12 protein-coding genes are annotated in these 18,084 nt (G+C 67.6%); 2 read left to right on the top strand and 10 right to left on the bottom strand.

Translation table 11 applies throughout. The annotated features are described in order from the left end of the window. Window positions 1-114 precede the first annotated feature (114 nt). Together IT347_07985 and IT347_07980 are read right to left on the bottom strand one after the other, a co-directional pair. Window positions 115-1,311, bottom strand: a complete 1,197-nt coding sequence (locus IT347_07985; GenBank protein ID MCC6349514.1) for an IS5 family transposase — start codon at window positions 1,309-1,311, stop codon at window positions 115-117. A gap of 120 nt (window positions 1,312-1,431) precedes the next feature. Further along, the gene (locus IT347_07980; protein MCC6349513.1) at window positions 1,432-5,430 is read right to left on the bottom strand and encodes a DUF4011 domain-containing protein; all 3,999 of its coding nucleotides are present in this window, start codon (window positions 5,428-5,430) and stop codon (window positions 1,432-1,434) included. A 153-nt stretch (window positions 5,431-5,583) separates the two neighbouring features. Here IT347_07980 and IT347_07975 point away from each other — a divergent pair, with 153 nt between their 5' ends. After that, on the top strand, window positions 5,584-6,324 hold the full coding sequence (locus IT347_07975; GenBank protein MCC6349512.1) for an IS5 family transposase: 741 nt from the start codon (window positions 5,584-5,586) through the stop codon (window positions 6,322-6,324). A gap of 379 nt (window positions 6,325-6,703) precedes the next feature. On the opposite strand, the gene IT347_07970 is transcribed toward IT347_07975, so the two are convergent. From IT347_07970 to IT347_07955, 4 genes are all read right to left on the bottom strand, one after another. Beyond that, entirely contained in the window at window positions 6,704-7,282 is a 579-nt protein-coding gene (locus IT347_07970) for a transposase (GenBank protein ID MCC6349511.1), read from the bottom strand. Continuing rightward, window positions 7,279-7,461: a hypothetical protein gene (locus tag IT347_07965; GenBank protein MCC6349510.1), complete on the bottom strand. Its 183-nt coding sequence runs from the start codon at window positions 7,459-7,461 to the stop codon at window positions 7,279-7,281. The genes IT347_07970 and IT347_07965 overlap by 4 nt, the downstream gene beginning before the upstream one ends. 77 nt (window positions 7,462-7,538) lie before the next feature. Beyond that, window positions 7,539-10,040 (bottom strand): serine/threonine-protein kinase, encoded by a 2,502-nt coding sequence (locus tag IT347_07960; GenBank protein ID MCC6349509.1) that lies wholly within the window; start codon window positions 10,038-10,040, stop codon window positions 7,539-7,541. A gap of 53 nt (window positions 10,041-10,093) precedes the next feature. Beyond that, a complete protein-coding gene (locus IT347_07955; protein ID MCC6349508.1) occupies window positions 10,094-11,032 on the bottom strand; it encodes a DUF547 domain-containing protein in 939 nt (312 codons plus the stop codon). Window positions 11,033-11,252: 220 nt separating this feature from the next. Here IT347_07955 and IT347_07950 point away from each other — a divergent pair, with 220 nt between their 5' ends. Next, window positions 11,253-12,275: an aldo/keto reductase gene (locus IT347_07950; GenBank protein MCC6349507.1), complete on the top strand. Its 1,023-nt coding sequence runs from the start codon at window positions 11,253-11,255 to the stop codon at window positions 12,273-12,275. A gap of 65 nt (window positions 12,276-12,340) precedes the next feature. Here the strand turns inward: IT347_07950 and IT347_07945 are convergent, their stop codons facing one another. From IT347_07945 to IT347_07930, 4 genes are all read right to left on the bottom strand, one after another. Next, on the bottom strand, window positions 12,341-12,808 hold the full coding sequence (locus IT347_07945) for a DUF2911 domain-containing protein (protein ID MCC6349506.1): 468 nt from the start codon (window positions 12,806-12,808) through the stop codon (window positions 12,341-12,343). A gap of 844 nt (window positions 12,809-13,652) precedes the next feature. Beyond that, on the bottom strand, window positions 13,653-14,942 hold the full coding sequence (locus tag IT347_07940; GenBank protein MCC6349505.1) for an MFS transporter: 1,290 nt from the start codon (window positions 14,940-14,942) through the stop codon (window positions 13,653-13,655). 148 nt (window positions 14,943-15,090) lie between these two features. Continuing rightward, the gene (locus tag IT347_07935) at window positions 15,091-16,071 is read right to left on the bottom strand and encodes a hypothetical protein (GenBank protein ID MCC6349504.1); all 981 of its coding nucleotides are present in this window, start codon (window positions 16,069-16,071) and stop codon (window positions 15,091-15,093) included. Between the two features lie 245 nt (window positions 16,072-16,316). Further along, complete coding sequence (locus IT347_07930; GenBank protein ID MCC6349503.1) at window positions 16,317-16,793, bottom strand: hypothetical protein; 477 nt, start codon at window positions 16,791-16,793, stop codon at window positions 16,317-16,319. Window positions 16,794-18,084 lie beyond the last annotated feature (1,291 nt).

Here is an 18,084-nt window from a genome sequence, read left to right as displayed (position 1 = left end):
CACTTCTTCCGTGGCGATCATGTCGGGCTTATGGGTTCGGCCGAGGACGCGGGGCCGTGGCCGCTTCACCGTTCGCTGTGGGCGATCCTTATGCGGTCCGCTCCTTATGCTCGGCTACGTTGCCGCCGGCGCGGTGAGCCGGACCAGCCGTTTCAGGTTCTGCGCCAACGCCGTCAGCAGCGGTTGCTCGTGCACACGTTGCAGCGTTCGCAGCCGCATTCGTCTCAACCCCATGAAGTCCTTCGCCTCACCGAACAGTTCCTCGATGCGTTTGCGAAAGCGCTGCGAGAGGGCATAGCCCTGGCCGCGGGTCTTGCGTTTCGCCCACTCGCGCAGGGCCACTGCCTTCTTCTTGATCGCCACCGCCGGACAGGCGACGTGCGGCTTGATCCCGCGCCGCCGCAGACTGTCGAGAAACGCGGCGACGAAGTAACCCTTGTCGGCGCCGAGCGTCCGCGGGGTCAGGCCGTGGCGTCGCTTGAGCCGCGTCAGCATGGTGCGTCCCGCTTCCGGTTCCGGTCGTCCGTCTGCGCGCGTGGTGACCACGTCCAGCGTGAAGCGCGTCTTGTTGTCCATCGCGTAGTGCACATGGTAGCCCGGGTAGGCGCCTTGTCCGTCGCTGCGCCGCGCCAGCCGCGCATCCGGATCGGTCTTCGAGCGGTGCGTCGCGTTGCGGCGTTGCTCGCCCCGAAAGTTCACCTCCGGGTTGCGATCCGCACCCGGCGCGCCGCCGCGGGGCGTGAGGTCCACCGGGGGCGTCGGCTCGGCCTCGCCTGCGTCCGGGTTCTCCGTCGCCACCCGCTCGCGGTACTGCTGCGGCGACTGCGTAACGGCGATCGGCTCGATGCTCTTGAAGCTGCAGTTCGCCCGCACCAGCGTGCCGTCCTGGCTGACGTGGTGCCCGGTCACCAGGCCCTTCGCGACCGACCCGGCCACGACGTGGTCGAACAGCCAGCGGAAGATCTCGCGCTCCTTGAACCGCTGGTTGCGGTTCTTGGTGAACGTCGTCGGGTGCCACACCTCCGACTCCAGGTCCAGGAACCGCCGATACGACTGGTTCACCTGGAGCTCCCGCATTAGCCGCCGCTCCGACGTGATCCCGAAGAGGTAGCCGATCAGCATCGCCTTGAGCAGTTGCTCCGGCGGGATCGACGACCGCCCTAGCGGGCTGTAGAACGGCGCCATCCGTTCTCGGATGACTTCCCAGTCGATCACCGACTCGATCGCGCGCAGCGGATCGTCGGCTGGGACCAGCTGGTCCACGCTCGTGTAGTGGAACATCGCGGTCAGAGTGATCGAGGTGCCCATCATGGGTCGCGGTCTCCTTCCTGGATGTTCCGCCACCTACCCGGTCACCTCACCGCAGTGCACCCTTTTTCAGCAGCCTGTTAGTTGACCGGCGCCTACCTGGTCCCTCGACTCGACACTCCCTCAAGCACCTCGAAACCTCGCGATCGCATCAGCGATCCTCGCCATGATCTTCGCTCCTCGGCGCACGAACCCGAGCGCCTCGATCATCTCGTCGGCAATCTGGTCGTCCGTCCGCAGCAACCCGTCGGAGGAGATCCACCGGACCAGCCGCAACAGCTCGTCCTCGCTGTATGCATCGATCGTATTCCGCTTCGGAATCGACGGCTTTCGGTCCCGCCTGGGAGCTGCTGGTTCGCGCTCGGCGTTCGCCGAGCGGGGTCTAGGGCAGGCGGGCGACTCCCCGGAATCGGCACGGTCTGCTGCCCTTACAGCTTCCTCATAGGCAGCAATGGCGCGGTCGAGTTCGTCCTGACGGTTCATGAACCAGTCGGTCGACCAGATGCGATGAAACTTCCAGCCCAACGCCTCCAGATGCTGCTGGCGAAGTCTGTCACGATCTCGGGCGCTTTGCGCTGAGTGGTAGCTGGCGCCATCGCACTCGATCGCAAGTACATGTCTTCCGACTCGCCGGGGATGCTGAGCCACCAGATCGATACGGTAGCGTGATGCACCCCATTGCTTCAGCAGGCGAACCCCGCGCGAGGCCAGCGCGTCGTGGATGCCCTGCTCGAAATCGTTGAGCGGCACTTCAGGTCCCTGCGCATCCCCCAGGTTCTCTCCGCCACTGGCCGCGAACTGCAGGTACAGTCGCAAGAATGCGACGCCCTTGGCTGCCGATCGCGCCGCATCCATATCGCTGTGGCTGAATGAGGACACGACGGTGACTCGATGGCGTGCACGAGTCGTCGCCACATTCAGCCGCCGTTCGCCCCCTTCCGAAAGTATTGGACCGAAGCGGTACGGGAGCTTGCCTGATCGGTCTTTTCCGTAGCCAACGGAGAGAATGATTGTGTCACGTTCATCGCCCTGGACACGCTCGAGGTTCTTCACGAAGAACCGCTCTCGCCGCCCTTCACCGAAGAAGTCATCAAGCTCGGGTCTGTCGCGCCGGGCCTCTTCTATGGCTCGTTCGATTCGCTGCTGGTGCTTGATGCCAAGCGTGATGACGCCGAGAGTTTCAAGTGGTCGCTCGATAGCGTGCTGGAGGACCAACTCGACGACCTTCATCACCTCAGCGGAAACACTGTCCTCCTGCCCGTCACCCTGACTCTGTTTGACGAGGTGATGCTCGATCGCTCGATGCTTGCCTGGACCGGGGAAGGTAACAAGGCGATTCGCGTAGATGTGTCGGTTCGAGAAAGCAATGAGAGCTTCATCCTTGCTGCGATAGTGCCAATCGAGCGACCAGGGCTCGAAGAGACCAGACATCACGTCAAGGATGCTCTCGAAGCCCTTTGTTGGAGTCTCCGCATCCGGGTCAACGTCGAGCTCCTCTTCAGCAAGGAAGAATTTCGTTGGGGGAAGCTGCTGGCGATCGCCCGCGACGACCGCGCGCTCGGCGCGGAGCAGGGCGGGCACCGCATCCTGTGGAAGCACCTGGCTTGCTTCGTCGAAGAGAACGATGTCGAAGAGCTTTCGGTCGATTGGCAGCAGGTGGCTCACTGACAGCGGGCTCGCCATCCAACAGGGCCGCAGCGCAGTCATGACATTGGGCGCATCAGAGAGCAATCGCCGGACCGAAAGCCCTCGAACCTTCCGGCTCTCCCGCCGAACGGCGACCGTCTCGTTCGGGTAGTCGTTCATCACCCTCACGGCATGCTCCGCATGCATGCGCCTTACCCGGCTTGCAGCGAGGTCAATGCGTTCCTTGTCCAGCTTCCGGAACTCGTCCACCACCTTGTCATGAGCCCGCCCTCGAAACCCAGCAAGCTCGACGTCATTGTCCATGGAGTTCTCGAGCGCGGATGACAGCCACGCGTGTTCCAGCCACGGAATGAGCTCTTCGGCGGAAGGGAGCTTTGCTCGGAACTCACTCACAAGTTCGGTGACGCCGAGGTCACTCAGGGCGCATTCAAGCGTGTGCAGCCTAGGCAGGAGTGGCGGAGTTGAACGGTCGCCAGCAAGTCGAACGACGAAGTCCGACAATCTTCCGAGATCGAACTGCTCCAGGTCTTCCCGACGGAGCATCGTCATGAGGTCGTGAAGTCCGCGCTCGACCGATTCCCACGCGCTGCTAACCTCAGCAAACTCAGGCACTGGCCTAGGGGCCGTCCGCTCCCGCGTGAGCGGCACCCAACGCCGGCTCAGTTCGAGTGCTTGCTGCAGCTCCTCGCGGACTTCGGGCGCCGGGGCCTTCGGCTGCAGGCGGTAGAGCCGGGCACTTCGGAGAGCCTTGCGGTAGTTGGCGTTCGTGACGAAGGCCCAAATGCGCCGAAGCGCAGGCAGCCCAGCAGGCGCCAGATCGGCCACGAGTGCACCGAGATCAGGTTCCGTGAAGAGCGCAGGTCGATAGAATGCAAACGCGAGCTGCAACTGCTGGATCAAAGTGAACGTTTCACGCATCTGCCCGATTGAATGTGGTTGGGCCAGTCCCGCCTTCGCAAACATGACCATCTGCTCGCCCACCCACTTCGGCCAGATCATCGCGAGCTCTTGAGCGAGTGCTAGGGCCTTGCGCACCGCCGGGCCGTCGGCGAGCTCTGCGCCGGTCCACGCAGAGTCGGCGCAGCGCAGGAATAGCCCGCGGAATTCCCCCAACTCAGCGAGCGCGTTGCTGGCATCTTCAATCTTGCGCGGATCGAGTTGGCTCAGCGCCTCCCCGCGCCATCGGGTCCGTGTCAGGGACTCGGGACCTAAGAGAAGCAGTCGACCCTGAACGTCGAAGACAGTCCGTCCGGTCGGAATGCACACCAAATACATTCGACGCAGGTGTGACACTAGCTTCTTCCGTCGCTCCAAGTACCGGTCGTGGATCTTGGCAGCCTCCACAGGGGGAACTGCACCAACTCGGCCGAGCGAAGTCTCAAGCTTCACCATCACGTCGCGGCGTGAGATCGCGGAGCCGTGGAGGTCTAGAGCCAGGTGGTCGAGCCCTCTCTCTTTCAAGCGCTCCATCACTACCTCAAGCGCAGCCCGCTTTTCGGCCACGAAGAGCACCCGCCGACCACGTGCCGCGAACTCCGCGATGAGATTCGCGATCGTCTGGCTCTTGCCTGTCCCTGGCGGCCCCTGAATCGTGCCGTCCTGCAGCGCGAGCACGTTGCGAATGACCTGCTGTTGGCTAGAGTCGGCATCGAGAAAAAGAAACTCGTTGTCGGGCGGGGTCCGATCAATGTCTTCGGGATCCGCTGTGACTCGGCGATCTCGCACGGATCTCTCTGCTCCAGGATCACCAGAGATTGCAGCGATCAAATCGTGCTGAGCCATGAGTTCGGCGGAATCGCGCAGATCCCTTACCATCGCCGTCTTCTGAAAGGCGAAGTTTCCAATGACGATGCGCTCGGAGGTCGTGAAACCCTTCACCTCATGAGCTGCCCGGCTCAGCAGGTCGTTCACAGGGGTGAGGTCAAACACCTCGCCTTCGTCGTCACCCTGCAGCGCCGAGAGGACCGCTTCCGGTGCGACTTGAACTCCGAACTCGGCTTCGAGCACGTGGAGCAGCACCAAGTTCGCCTGAATGTCGCCAGACCGCTTGAGAGCGAATCCCTGCCCACCTCGACCACGGGCCTCCACCTTGAGGGGCACAAGCACGATCGCCGCTTCAGGTGGGCGATCTCCGTCCGTCGACTCCCAAGCAGCCATGCCCATGGCCATGAACAAAGTCTCGATGCCTCGTTCCTCAGAGTTCATGAGAGCGCGGGCACGCACGTCGGTGAGCTTGGCTTCGGCGGACTTAAGCTCGACGCCCCTGGGCAGCAGCTTGCTCAGCGGCACCGCCTCTTCCTTGAGGAGTCGCTCCATCGCGCTCGGGTCGGCGCCGGTGAGGTCGAGCGTGCCTGCCTTGAGGTCGCGGTAGTACAGAAGATTGTTTCGGCGCGACTTGTCTATGAGCAAGTTGATCCAGCCGTCCCTCGCGGTGTCGACGCGAGCGCGGCGTTGCGGGTTCAGTTCACCGTCCATCGTGTCGTTTGTGGGAGATTCCATGGGATGAGGCTGACACTCTCCAACGCTCCAAAGCAAGCGCGCTTGTTTCCCGAGAAGTGGTCTCGCAAATGCCTGAGTTGGCGTAAGCTGTTCCTCGAGGGCGTCATGGATGGCGCCGGGGAGGACGCGATGGACCTGACCGACGAACAGTGGACGCTCGTCGAACCGTTGATTCCGAAGCCGAAGGTTCGCGCCGATGGGCGCGGACGCCCGTGGTGCGATGTCCGGCAGGTGTTGAACGGGATCCTCTGGATCCTCCGCACAGGGGCGCGCTGGCGCGACGTGCCCGACCGGTATCCGTCCCTCGCGACTTGCCACCGACGGCACCAGGAGAGGTCGCGCACGGGCGTCTTCAACCGCATCCTCACAGCACTGGCGGAAGATCTGCGAAGTCGCGGCAAGCTCGACCTCACGGAGTGCTTCGTCGACGCCACCTTAGGTGGTGGCGAAAAAAGGGAGCTTTGCGTGGGCCCCACTAAACGGGGCAAAGGTTCGAAGATCATGGCAGTGGCAGACCGCTCTGGTCTTCCTGTCGCGATCGACGTGGCCAGTGCTTCGCCAGCTGAGGTCACGCTGGTGAAGTCGATCCTCGATGCCGGCTTCCTCCCCGACGCGCCGCATTGGCTCATCGGTGACAAAGCCTACGACAGCGACGCGCTCGCGGAGGACCTCGCCGAAGAAGGCATCGAGTTGATCGCACCGAACCGCAGCAACCGGAAGGTCAAAACCCAGGACGGCCACCCGCTGCGCCGATACAAGCGACGCTGGAAGGTCGAGCGCCTGTTCGCTTGGTTGCAGAACTTCCGTCGCATCCTGACGCGGCATGATCGCAACGTCCTCAACTACCTCGGGTTCGTGCTGCTCGGCTGAATCGTCATCCTTCTGCGCAGGTGTTTGTGAGACCACTTCTAGGCTTGGCAGCGATTCCGTCCCCACGGGAACTTGGGCAGCGAACCCCGGCCGCGTTTCGTGCCGAGGTCGAAGGAGCCGAGGTCCTCGATCAGCTCGCTTTGAGCGAGCCCGAATGCTCCAGTGTCGGGTAGCGGATCACTCCCGTAGGCCCTCCTGCCGTCGTCCGAATCACACTGTCCCGCGTAGCCTGTCACCGGGCGTGAAGAATCCCCCCTTACGGGCATGAAAAATCCCCCCTCTCATGGGGCGCGAGCCCAGGAGGGAGGAGCGATGGCAGCAGGCGAGGTGATGGTCGAAGGTGCCCCTCGGATCCAGGATCCGGGAGGGCCATCGATGCTCAGTGACGAGCAGTGGAGAGCAGTGGAGAGCGGTCCGCTCGTGGGCGGACAGCCCCGGCTGGGTGGGCTCTGCGAGGGTGGCACTCGTTTCGATTCTGCTGCGCTGGCTTCATCGTCCCGGCCTCACGTTGCGACGGGTTGCGGCCGCCATCACCCGCACCCGCAGTCGGCGGGCTCGTGCGATCGGCGGGTGCTTCCGCCGGCGCGGGTTCAGCCGTGTCCGGGTTCTCCTTCGCCACATGCTTGCGGTATTGCTTCGGCGACCGCGTCACCGTGATCGGCTCGATGCTCTTGAAGCTGCAGTTCGCCCGCACCAGCGTGCCGTCCTGGCTGATGTGGTGGCCGGTCACCAACCCCTTCGTCACCGCCCCGGCCACGGCGTGGTCAAACAGCCAGCGGAAGATCTCGCTCTCCTTGAACCGCTGGTTGCGGTTCTTCGTGAACGTCGTCGCGTGCCACACCTCCGACTCCAGGTCCAGCCCCAGGAATCGCCGGTACGACAGGTTCACCTGGATCTCGCGTATCAACCGCTGCTCCGACGTGATCCCGAACAGGCAGCCGATCAGCATCGCCTTCAAGCGCTGCTCGGGTGGGATCGACGACCGCCCCAACGGCTGTAGAACGGCGCCATCCGCTCGCGGATGACCTCCCAGTCGATCACCGATTCGATCGCCCGCAGCGGGTCGTCGGCCGGCACCAGCGGGTCCACGGAGGTGTGGTGGAACATCGCCCTCTGGTGGTTCGAGGTGCCCATCATGGGTCGCGGTCTCCTTGCTGGATGCTCCGCAACCTGCCGGGTCGCCTGGACGAAGTGCACCCTTTTTCAGCAGCCTGTTAGCGCACACCCGAGAGGACGTGCAGGTCCACGAGGTGCATGTAGTACACGTAGCCGTAGGCCGAGGCGTCGGCGTTGGTGCGCACGCGGCCGATGCGGAAGATGCCGGTCGGATCCGGCGGGACGATCTCGCGCCAGACCTTGCGCTCGCCGGAGGCCGGGTCCACGCGATAGAGGCGCGCGGGAAGCTCGTTCATGCGGTAGACGATCACCGACTGGTCCGCCATCCAGCAGACCACGCGGTCGGACCGGTCGAGTCCCTGCAGCGGGCGCGGGTCCCCGCCGTCGATCGGGTAGATCCAGTGGTCCTGGTCGGCGCCGAGCGCGGACACTTCCCGGCCATTCGGCAGCAGGCGCATTTCGAGGTAGTCCATTCCCTCGGGCGTGAACGCATGGGCTTCACCGGTGACGCTGTCGAGGCGATAGAGGCGGATGCCCTTGCCCGGCTCGTGTCCCGAGACGACGAGCTGGCGGTTGTCGGGCAGCCACTGGGCCTGGTGGCAGTAAAGCGAGCCGGTCGGAATCTGCCTCGGTTCGCCGACGCCGGTGGGCAGGATGTACATGCCGCCATGCCCGCTGGTCATGGGCAGCCCGCACACGGCCCACTGTCCGTCCGGCGAAATCGAGCGTCCGGTTCCCTCGCCGAGCCGCACCGCGGGCGAACCGTCGCTGGGCCGCAGGTAGACCGAGCCGGTCTCGCCGCCGCCTTCGGCGCTCTCGTCGAACAGGATCATCGAGCCGTCGGCCGAGACGTCCTGCAGGAGCGACCAGTCGAGCCACGACAGGTCGCGCTCCCGCGACTCGCCGGGCGGCATGATGTTGATGCCCGCGCGCTCGGTTCCGTGGCCGACCAGCAGCCGGCCGTCGCGCGCGACGTCGTGCAGCGTCAGGTTGCTCGCCAGCTGCAGCATGTGGCGGACCCGGCCGTCGAGCGAAACGGCGTACAGGCCCCGGGCCGCGCCGTGGCGGTCGGCCGTGAACCACACTTCGCGGCCGTCCGGCGACCAGGCGAGCCCGCGCACCGTGCCCCAGCCTTCCGAGAGAACCCGGCGTTCGCCGCGGCGGTTCACGACCGAGATGGCTCCCGAGTCGTTGCCCCGGGAAGGGTGATCGGAGAAGCCGATGAGCTGGCCGTCGGGCGACAGGCGCATGTGCCCGATCCAGCCGACCGTCTGGTAAAGCACGTTGCCCGTCGGGAACTCGAGCCGCGTCATGCCCTGCCGGCTGCGCACGATCGCCAGCTGCTGCCCGTCGGGCGCCCAGTCGGCGGAGTGCACGTCGTTCAGCAGTTCGCGCGGCGCGCCACCCATCGAAGGCACCCGCGCGAGCGTGCCGCGCCGGTCGAACGAGGTGTAGAACTCGGTGCGCAGGACGACGGCCATCTCGTTGGTCGCCGAAACGCTCAGCAGGTCGCCGTCCTGGAAGCCGAGCGAACGCGCCTCCGGATTTCCGAGATGCGCCCAGAAGAGCTCGAGCGGCTTGCCCTCCCAGCTCGCGCTGTAGACGACCGAGTGTCCGTCGGGCGTGAAGCGTGCCGACCAGATGACGCCGCGCCGGAACGTGACCCGCTGGTAGGAAATCTCCTCCTCGTGGCCCGCGGCGCCGTCTTCCGCGCCGCCGCCCTTCACGCCGCGGCCCGTCGCGCGCGCGACGGCGTCGAGCGCCCAGGCCAGGTCGCGCGCGGACTCGAAGCGCTCGCCCGGAAGCTTTTCGGTGCAGCGGCGCAGCAGCACGCCGAGGGCCGGCGCGCGCGAGTCCACGGCCGAATCGAGCGCCGGCAGGTCGTCGCGCACGATCGCCGCCATGCTCTCGACCGCGGAGTCGCGATGGAACGGCGGCCGGCCGGTCAGCAGTTCGAAGAGGACGCAGCCGAGGGCGAAGATGTCGGCGCGATGGTCGGCGGCCTCGCCCCGCACCTGCTCCGGCGCCATGTAGCCGACCGTGCCCATCACGCGGCCCATCTCGGTCATGGCGGTGGCGACGAGCGAATCGGCCTGCGCGCCACGGGACCCGCTTTCGTCGCGCACCAGCTTGGCGAGCCCGAAGTCGAGGATCTTGACGTGGCCGTCGTGGGTGACGAACAGGTTCTCGGGCTTGAGATCGCGGTGGACGATGCCCTTGGCGTGCGCGGCGGCAAGACCCTGCGCGATCTGCACCGCGTAGTCGAGAGCCTTGCGCAGCGGCGGCGGGCCGTCGGCGAGGCGGGTGCGGATCGTGTGGCCCTCGAGCAGCTCGCTGACCACGAACGGCGCGCCCTCGTGCGTGCCGACGTCGAAGATCGCGACGACGTTCGGGTGGTTCAGGGCGCCGGCCGCGCGCGCCTCCTGGTCGAAGCGGCGCAGCCTCTCGGGATCCGAGGCGAAGGCGGCGGGCAGCACCTTGATCGCCACGTCGCGCCCGAGGCGGGCGTCGCGCGCCCGATAGACCTCTCCCATGGCGCCCTGGCCGAGCAGGCCGACTACTTCGTAGCGATCGAGGCGTGCACCTGTGGCGAGGGACATGGGCGCGAATCCTCGCACGCCGGGAAGAACCGGGTCGAGGGAAAAAGTTCGCTTCAGGACTTCGCGGCGGGCGGAGGCGCAGGCGGAGCCGGTTTGGCCCGCGGCACCTGGTTCAGATCCGGGTCCACGCGCGTGAACCGCGCGACGCGCGCGATCTTCTCGCGGCGGAGGAACGATCGAAGCGCGGAAGGCCCCTGCTTCTCGAGGAAGCCGACGAGCCCGGACTGCGAGCCGCCGAAGTCGAGGAGCCGCTCGCCGAGATAGTCCGACACGAGCAGCGACTTCGAGGCGGGGTCCTGCGAGGCGAAGCGGGAGGACTCGAGCGCGTTCCGCGTGCAGCGGTCGAGTTGCGCGTCCAGCGACTCGGGCTTGAACGCGCGCGCGGGCAGCGAGGGCCCGCCGACCGAGCCGCGGCAGAGCGCGAACATCAGCCGCGGGTCGCCGGCCACGCGGCGCGGCTCGTACATCGGCGTGCTGTCGCCGTACACGAACCAGCGTTCGAACTGGCCGATCGAATAGCTGCGGCCCTCGACCTGCGCCACCTGGGCCTCGAAGAATCCGCCGTCCCCCGACGACATCTGAGCGACGCTCTCGTAGCGCTGGAACTTGTGGCGCGGGACGAGCAGCAGGAGCGTGGCGCGTTCGACGACGAGGAAGTTGTAGGCGTTCAGCGCCCACGCCATCCGCGCCTTCGGCTCGAGCGCCGAGGGAGTGACCGCGAACATCCGCTGGTGAATCGCGCTCAGGCGCGCGGAACTCCTCGACGGCCAGATGCCCTCGTCCACGTAGAGCTGCTCGTAGTCGAAGCGCGTTTCGGCGGGCTGACCCTTCACGGCCGGTTCGGCGCGCAGGTAACGGTCGAGCAGCGCCTGCCAGCCCGTGTCGCCCGCGGTCTGGGCAGGCGCGGGTGCGGCGCCGAGCAGCACGATCGCCGCGAACGCGAGCGCGGCCGGGCACGAACGGGACCTGCGGGTCGGGGTCGGGACAGGCATGGGGAAAAACTCTACCGTGCGTGCGCGCCGCGTTGGAAGGGGGCCGCGCGCGACGTGACGACTTCTTTGCCTTGCCGGACGCCCGGAACCCTCGCCGGACGCCCGGCGCGCCTTCGGGCGCCGAAGGGCCGCCGTCGGGCGACCGATGCCGATTCGCCGAAAGTCCATTAGTCTGCCCCCTCGAAGTTCGGGCAGCGCCGTCCACCACCCGGAGCCAACCATGAACTACCGCAGCCTCGGCAGGTCGGGCCTCAAGGTTTCCGAGATCTCACTGGGTTCGTGGACGACCTACGGCGGGTCCGTGGGCACCGACGACACCGTCCAGATCGTGCGTCAGGCCTTCGACTCCGGCGTCAATTTGTTCGACACGGCCGACGTGTACGTCAAGGGTGGGGCCGAGATGGCGCTTGCCGAGGCGATCCGCGACCTGCCGCGCGAGCAGATCGTCGTCGCGACCAAGTGCATGGGCCGGATGTGGGACGGGCCCCTCGGTCGCGGCCTCTCGCGCAAGCACATCTTCGATTCCTGCGACCAGAGCCTGCGGCGCCTGCGGCTGGACTACCTCGACCTCTACCAGTTCCACGCCCCGGACGTGGACACTCCGCTCGAGGAGTCGCTGCGAGCGTTCGAGGACCTCGTGCGCACGGGCAAGGTGCGCTACGTCGGCTTCTCGAACTTCGATCACCACCCGAAGCTCGCCCTCGAGGTCGCCACGATCCAGAAGCGCGAGCGCTGGACGCGGATGATTTCCGCGCAGCCGCGCTGGAATCTCGTGGACCGCCACGTCGAGAAGGAGCACGTCGCCTACTGCCGGCGCAACGGCATCGGCATGATCGTCTATTCGCCGCTCGCGCAGGGCGTGCTGACGAACAAGTACGCCGGCGGCGCGCGTCCCGAAGGCAGCCGCGCGACCAGCGACTTCAAGCACTTCCTGGAGTCCGAGAACGCGCTGACGCCCCAGAACGTCGCCGCGGCCGAGCGCCTCGGGGCGTGGTGCGCCGCGCGCGGCCTCGAGCCGGCGGCGGTGGCGATCGCCTGGGTGCTCAAGCACGACGTGGTCGCGAGCGCGATCACCGGCGCGACGAGCACTACGCAGCTCGAGCAGAACCTGCGCGCGCTCGAGGTGAAGCTGACCGACGGCGAGTGGCGCGAAGTCGAGGCCGCGATCGCGGGCCCGCGGCCGGCCGCGAAGGCGCGCGGCCGGGCAAGACCTGCGCGCGGGAAGACCAGGGCCCGGAGGTAGCGCGGCACGGCGGCGGGCCCGCGGCGCGCCCGGGTGGGCGTGCCGCGGGCCGGGACGCGCGCCGCTCAGTTCCCCGTCGCCGCCGGGACCGTGAAGCGCGCCGCGGCGCGCGTCGTGCCCCAGTCGAGGCGCAGCTCGCCGCCGTCCGTCCCGGGCTCGACGCTGACGGTGAAGCGCTCGACGCTCTCCGGCAGGGCCGTCAGCTGCATGGGGACCGAGAACAGGTCGTTCGCCGCCTTGTGCTCCGTGCCCCACTGGCCCGTCTCCGAGTTGAGGATCAGCTTCCAGCCGTCGGCTCCGGGCAGCGTCCACAGCGTGTAGGTGCCGGGCTGCAGGCTGTGGCCGCCGAAGTCGAGGGTGCGGTCCGTGCGGAACTGCGTCGCGGCGTTGGCGCCGGTGCGCCAGACCTCGCCGTAGGGCACGAGCCCGCCGAACAGGACGCGGCCGCGCTTTGCGGGCCGCCCGTAATCGATCCACAACGCCGCGCCGCCGGCGGTCGCGTTCACCGTGTCCCGCGTCGAGAGCTGGCCCATCGCACCCGCGGCCTTCTCCGCGGCGAGCCAGCCGGCGGTGATGCCCTCGAGATCGAGCGCCGGGACGCGCGCCGCCGCGAACTTCGCCGTTCCGGCGATCGGGTTCGCGCCGAGCAGCCGCCCCATGCGATCGGTGTGCATGCGGAAGACGTCGTCGTGGTACGTCGAAACCTGCATCGAGTCCCTGCCTTCGCGCTGCATGAGGATCCATCCGGGTTCGCCGGCGCCGATGAAGTACATCATCGTCCGCTGGCTGTCGCGCTTCGCTCTGGCGAAGCCCATCAGCGCCTGCTCGTAGGTCGGAAAGACGCTCGAGGCCGAGATCAGCACGCCGCTCGCGGGCACCGCCGCGCGCATCGTCCGGACGATTCCACCCGAGCGGATTTCGGTGAGCACCGAATCGCGCGTCCGCGTGCCGTGGATCTCCTGCAGCGGCTGCGCATCCGGCGCCGCGCCGGGCGAGGTGACGCGGATCGTGAAGCCCTGGATGCGGCCCTGCTTGTCGAGGTCGTACAGGTAGTGCCGCCGGAGCACGCGCGGGGCGCGCGAGACCTGCTCGACCTCGAGGCGGGCCGCGGAGCGCACGACGCGCTCGATCGCGGTCGTGTCGCGCCCGAGCGTCACGATGAAGCCGGAATGTTCCTCGGCCGCGGGCAGGGGGCCGGCGAGCGCGAGGCTCAGGCCGGTGGCGAGCAGCAGGCGGGCGGCAGTCATGCGGGACCTCGCTTCCTGGAGGTTGGAATCGGTGGGCTTCGGCGCGGGGGACAGTAGCGGCTCTACGCCCCGGCGCGACAGACAATGTTGCGGACCGGGCCGCTGGCCGGAACCGCGGTCCGCGGACGCCTCAGCCGGCCGCGTCGCCGGCCCCGGCCTCGCGCGCGCCGCGCTCGAGGTCCACGCGCCACAGCAGCCAGGCGCCGCCCAGGAACAGCGGCAGCAGCGTGAGGGTCGCCAGCCGGCCGCCGCCCGTGAGTTGCGTGACGATGGCGAACAGGATGGGCCCGACCACGCCGGCCAGCTTCTCGCTGACCGAGTAGAAGCCGAAAAGCTCGCTGACCTGCCGCTTCGGCACCAGCGAGGCGAACATGGATCGCGACAGCGCCTGCGTGCCGCCCTGGAAGAGCGCCACGAGCAGCGCCAGCACCCAGAAGTGCCAGGGCTTCTGCAGGAAGTAGGCGAACACGCTGATGCCGCAGTACCCCGCGAGCCCGAGCAGCACCGCGAGCTTGGGTCCCAGCGACCGCGCGAGCCGGCCGAACGCGAGCGACGCCGGCGCCGCCACGATCTGCACCATGAGCAGCGCGCCGATCAGGTCCCTGCGCCCGATGCCGACCTCGGCGCCGTAGATGGTCGCCATCTTGATGATGGTGCCGATGCCGTCGGAGTAGAGCCAGAAGGCGATCAGGAAGCGCAGCAGGTCGCGCCGCTCGGCGATGTGCGCGAGCGTGCGGCCGAGCCGGCGCAGCGTGGCGGCGGCGAGCCGCGCCGCGGGCACGCCATGCGACTCGCCCTCGGGCTCGGGCACGTCGCGAAACAGCGGCAGCGAGAAGACCAGCCACCAGGCGGCCACGCTCGCGAACGCGACGCGCGTCGCGGCGCCCGCGTCGGGAAGCCCGAATCGCCGTGGCGCGAGCACCAGCGCGAGGTGCACGGCGAGCAGCAGCCCGCCGCCCAGGTAGCCGAGCGCGAAGCCGCGGGCCGAGACCGCGTGCAGTTCGGCGTCGTGCGCGATGCCCGGCAGCAGCGAGTCGTAGAGCACGTTGCCGGTCGCGAAGGCGATGAACGCGACGCCGAAGGCCGTGAGCAGTCCCCACCACGGCTGGCCCGGCATCGCCGCGAGCACCAGCGTGCCCGCGACGCCGAGCAGCACGCACGCCAGCAGCCAGGGCTTGCGCCGGCGCGTCTGGTCGGCGAGCGCGCCGGCGATCGGCGAGAGCACCGCGGTGACGGCCAGCGCGGCCGCGCTCGCGTAGCCCCACAGGGCGGTCGCCTGGTGCGGCGCCATGGTCCGCGCCGCGACGCCCGCGAAGTAAACCGGCAGGATCGCCGAGACGACGCTGGTCGCGAACGCCGAGTTGGCCCAGTCGTAAAGGCACCACGCCCACTGCGCGCGGGCGCGGACCGCGTCGGCCATGGGCGCGGAAACGGGCGGGGCGACGCGGCCGATCTCGCTCATGACGAAGCAATAGCCGAGCGGCCCGCCCGGGGAAAGCCAAGAAAACGGCCGCCCCGGCTTCGGGCCGGGGCGGCCGCATCACTCGGACTCGCGGACCCGCGAGTCGTCACCAGCGCGGCGGCTTCGCGAAGCCGATCATGCCGCCGCCGTCGCGATCGCGCAGCCGGTCGCGGTCCGGGAAGATGCCCAGCGCGACGAGGCCGCGGGCGTACTCGTAGCGGAACACGAGCTGGTCGGTCGCCGAGCGCTCGGGCGTGAAGTCCACCGTGCGCACGCGGTCGGTGCGGCGGTCTCCCCAGCCCGTTCCCGGGAACGAGCTGCCGCCTTCCTGCGACTCGAGCCCGGCCATCTGCTTCTGCGCCGAGCCTTCCTCGGGACGCTGCAGCGTGGCGCGAGGCGCCTCGGCGCTGGGCTGCGGAGCCGCCCCGGGCGCGTCCTTCATGCGCTCGTCGCGACGGTCCGCGTCGCCCGTCCAGGGACGCTCGGACTCCTGCCCGCGTTCGCTGTTCCAGCGGAAGATCGCGACCGGCCGCTGTTCGCGGAAGGCCAGAACGCGGATCCAGCCCATGTCGCTGTTCGCCTGCCCCGTCCGCTCGGCGTACGAACGCTGCTCGTTCACGAACACGAACCGACGCACCTCGTTCAGCGACGTCCGCCAGCCGCGGATCGTGGCCGACTCCCAGGGACCGAGCACGTACATGGGCTCGTACGGCGACAGTTTCGTGATCGCGCCGTTCACGACGTTCAGGCCGTCCACCGTCAGCAGCACACCGACGCGCCGGCCGGTGTTGTTGCGGAGCACGACCGAATAGTTGCGGCCGGCGAACGCCTCGAAGTAGAGCCGCCGGTCTCCCTTCGGCGACAGGTAGAGCGGCGCCGCGTCGCCTTCGACGCGCAGCTGCACGTCCACCAGGTTTCCGTCCGCCCAGAAGTCGGGGCGCGCCTGCGGCTGCCAGCGCGACGTGGCGCCGGCGGCGCCGGCCAGCGAGGCGACGGCCGCCAGGGCGACGAGGAGGGAGGCGACGCGCGCGGCGGACATCTCGAGCGCGGCGCGCAGGTTCGGGATCAGCGTGTGCCGGGCGTTCATGGCGTCTCTCCTTGGGGTTGCGTTGTGCGTTCTCGCAAGGGGCTTCGCAGGGGAGTACGCCGGGCTGGAGGGGGTATTCCCGGGGGACTTTCGGGTGGGGTGAGGGTGCTGGGGGGCAGGGGGGTGGGAAGCGGATGCTCTGATCGCGTTTCCCACGACTCGGCGGGCACCGAACCCATCCGACGCTGTCAGATGAAGTCTCGACTTGTACAAGTCACGCTTGACAACCCGTCTTCATGGGCGGGCTAACGACCTGCCGACCCAAACAAGCGTGCCTTTCGTTCCTCGAATTCCTTCTCGGTCCGGCACTGGACCGCGTCAGGCTTCTCCTGGATTGACTTCCCATCATGTTCTGTGTACTCCAAGACCACCTTCCCCGAGTACACGTCCAGGACGAAGCGGTCGCGCCGTGAGCCGATGGCGCCAAGCAATGGGACCTTCTCGCCTGGCGCGAAGTCGATGTACTCGTCCGCGTAAAGACATGTCTTGAGGGCTCTGCTATACCCGTACTCTGGGCTGTCTAAGAATCTCTCGCTTGGGTACTGAGCAATCCACTCCGCTCGAGCCTTCTTGCCAGCTTCCGCGCACGTCGCCTTCAGTCGAAGCTCGCGTTCGGCATCGCCCGACAACCTTTCATCCTGCTTGCTGTCGCATGCAGCGCTCACGAGTAGACCCATGACAAGCGTTCCAATCGTCGCCATTCCTGCAACTGTGGTCTTCATCAGAAATCGCGTCTCCCAATCACCCCGACCGTCCGCCGATGGACGAGAGAAGTACCCGACTATCTCTGACCGCAGCCGTCGGCAACTTCCGGCAGCTGCAACTCAACTGCAATGACGGCGTACGAGAGCCGCAGGTCTTCGAGCACAGCTGCGACCAACATCGCCCCGAAGGCCCAAGGCTGCCAGCCCCCGACCTCGAAACGCCCCATGTAGCGGGGGGAGAACAGCAGCACCACACCGATTGCCCATGCCGAGCAATACAGCCCGTGAGTTTGAGACGCCCAACGCTCCGCCCCAGGTGGAGCGGGGTGTCGCCATCGACGGCGAATCAGCTCCAACTCGACTCCAGTTGGAAACAGCGGATTCCATATCCCTGAACGGCTCATGTCTCGGTGCACGCGAGCCAGGGCCCAGAGGATGACTCTCAAGATCGAGGGATGCAGAATCCCGCGATGAAGCCCATATGTCGCCAAGCCAGCAATGACCGAAGCAAGCCCGAGCGAGGTCGCGGCCGGTGCGGTAAGTGCTACGAGCCAGGTTCCGACCTTCGCAGGGTAGCTCAGGGCGAGTACAAGTACCCCAACGCCTGCAGCGAAGACCAATCGGACGAACTGGGACAAGTTGAGTTTCTCCATGTACAGGCACCTCGCTTCGCCTATCGTGGCTACGGTCGGCTACGGTCTGCCCGTCCACTCACGTCCTGCGCTGACCACCGGGCACCATGGACACGAGGCGCCCCAGCGTCAACAACTCGCTGAGGCGCATCGTATTCGCTTCTCGCGACGTCCCTTGCCCGCTTCGGCCCGCTTGTCTCGATTTCAGGCCCGCTCGGCTGGGGCACGGATGCTTTCCCACGAGAAATCGGACCCGCGGCCCCCGGCGAAGTCCCACGCCCTCTCGTTCGGCAGCGCGAAGCTTGTGCCTGAAGCGCTGGCGCCTGGGCGGGGTGCTGCGGTCGGCGCGCGAGGCGGGCGCGAAGTTTCTGCTCGAGGCGCTGGCGCGAGCGGGGCGCGGCGGCCGGCGCGCGAAGGCATCGCGAAGTTTCCGCTTGACGTGTTTGCGCGAGGGCGCGCCGCCCTGCGGTCAGCTCCTTCACAGCATGCGCGCTGGCGAACACCGCCCGCCCAGGCCCGCACGACGCGGCTGCGAAGCGGAAATTCAGGTCCGCCCGCCCGTTGGCCCGCGAGGCGCGATCCCTGGGGCGCGAAATCGCGCGTGCTTCAATCCCTCGCGCCCCGCGAATGGACCCGCCCCCGAAGGTGGTGTCCGATGCGCCGGTTCCAGTATGGGG

This window comes from Candidatus Eisenbacteria bacterium (assembly GCA_020847735.1).
Classification (GTDB): Bacteria; Eisenbacteria; RBG-16-71-46; order RBG-16-71-46; family RBG-16-71-46; genus CAIXRL01.
This window is presented reverse-complemented; position numbering and strand designations above follow the sequence as displayed.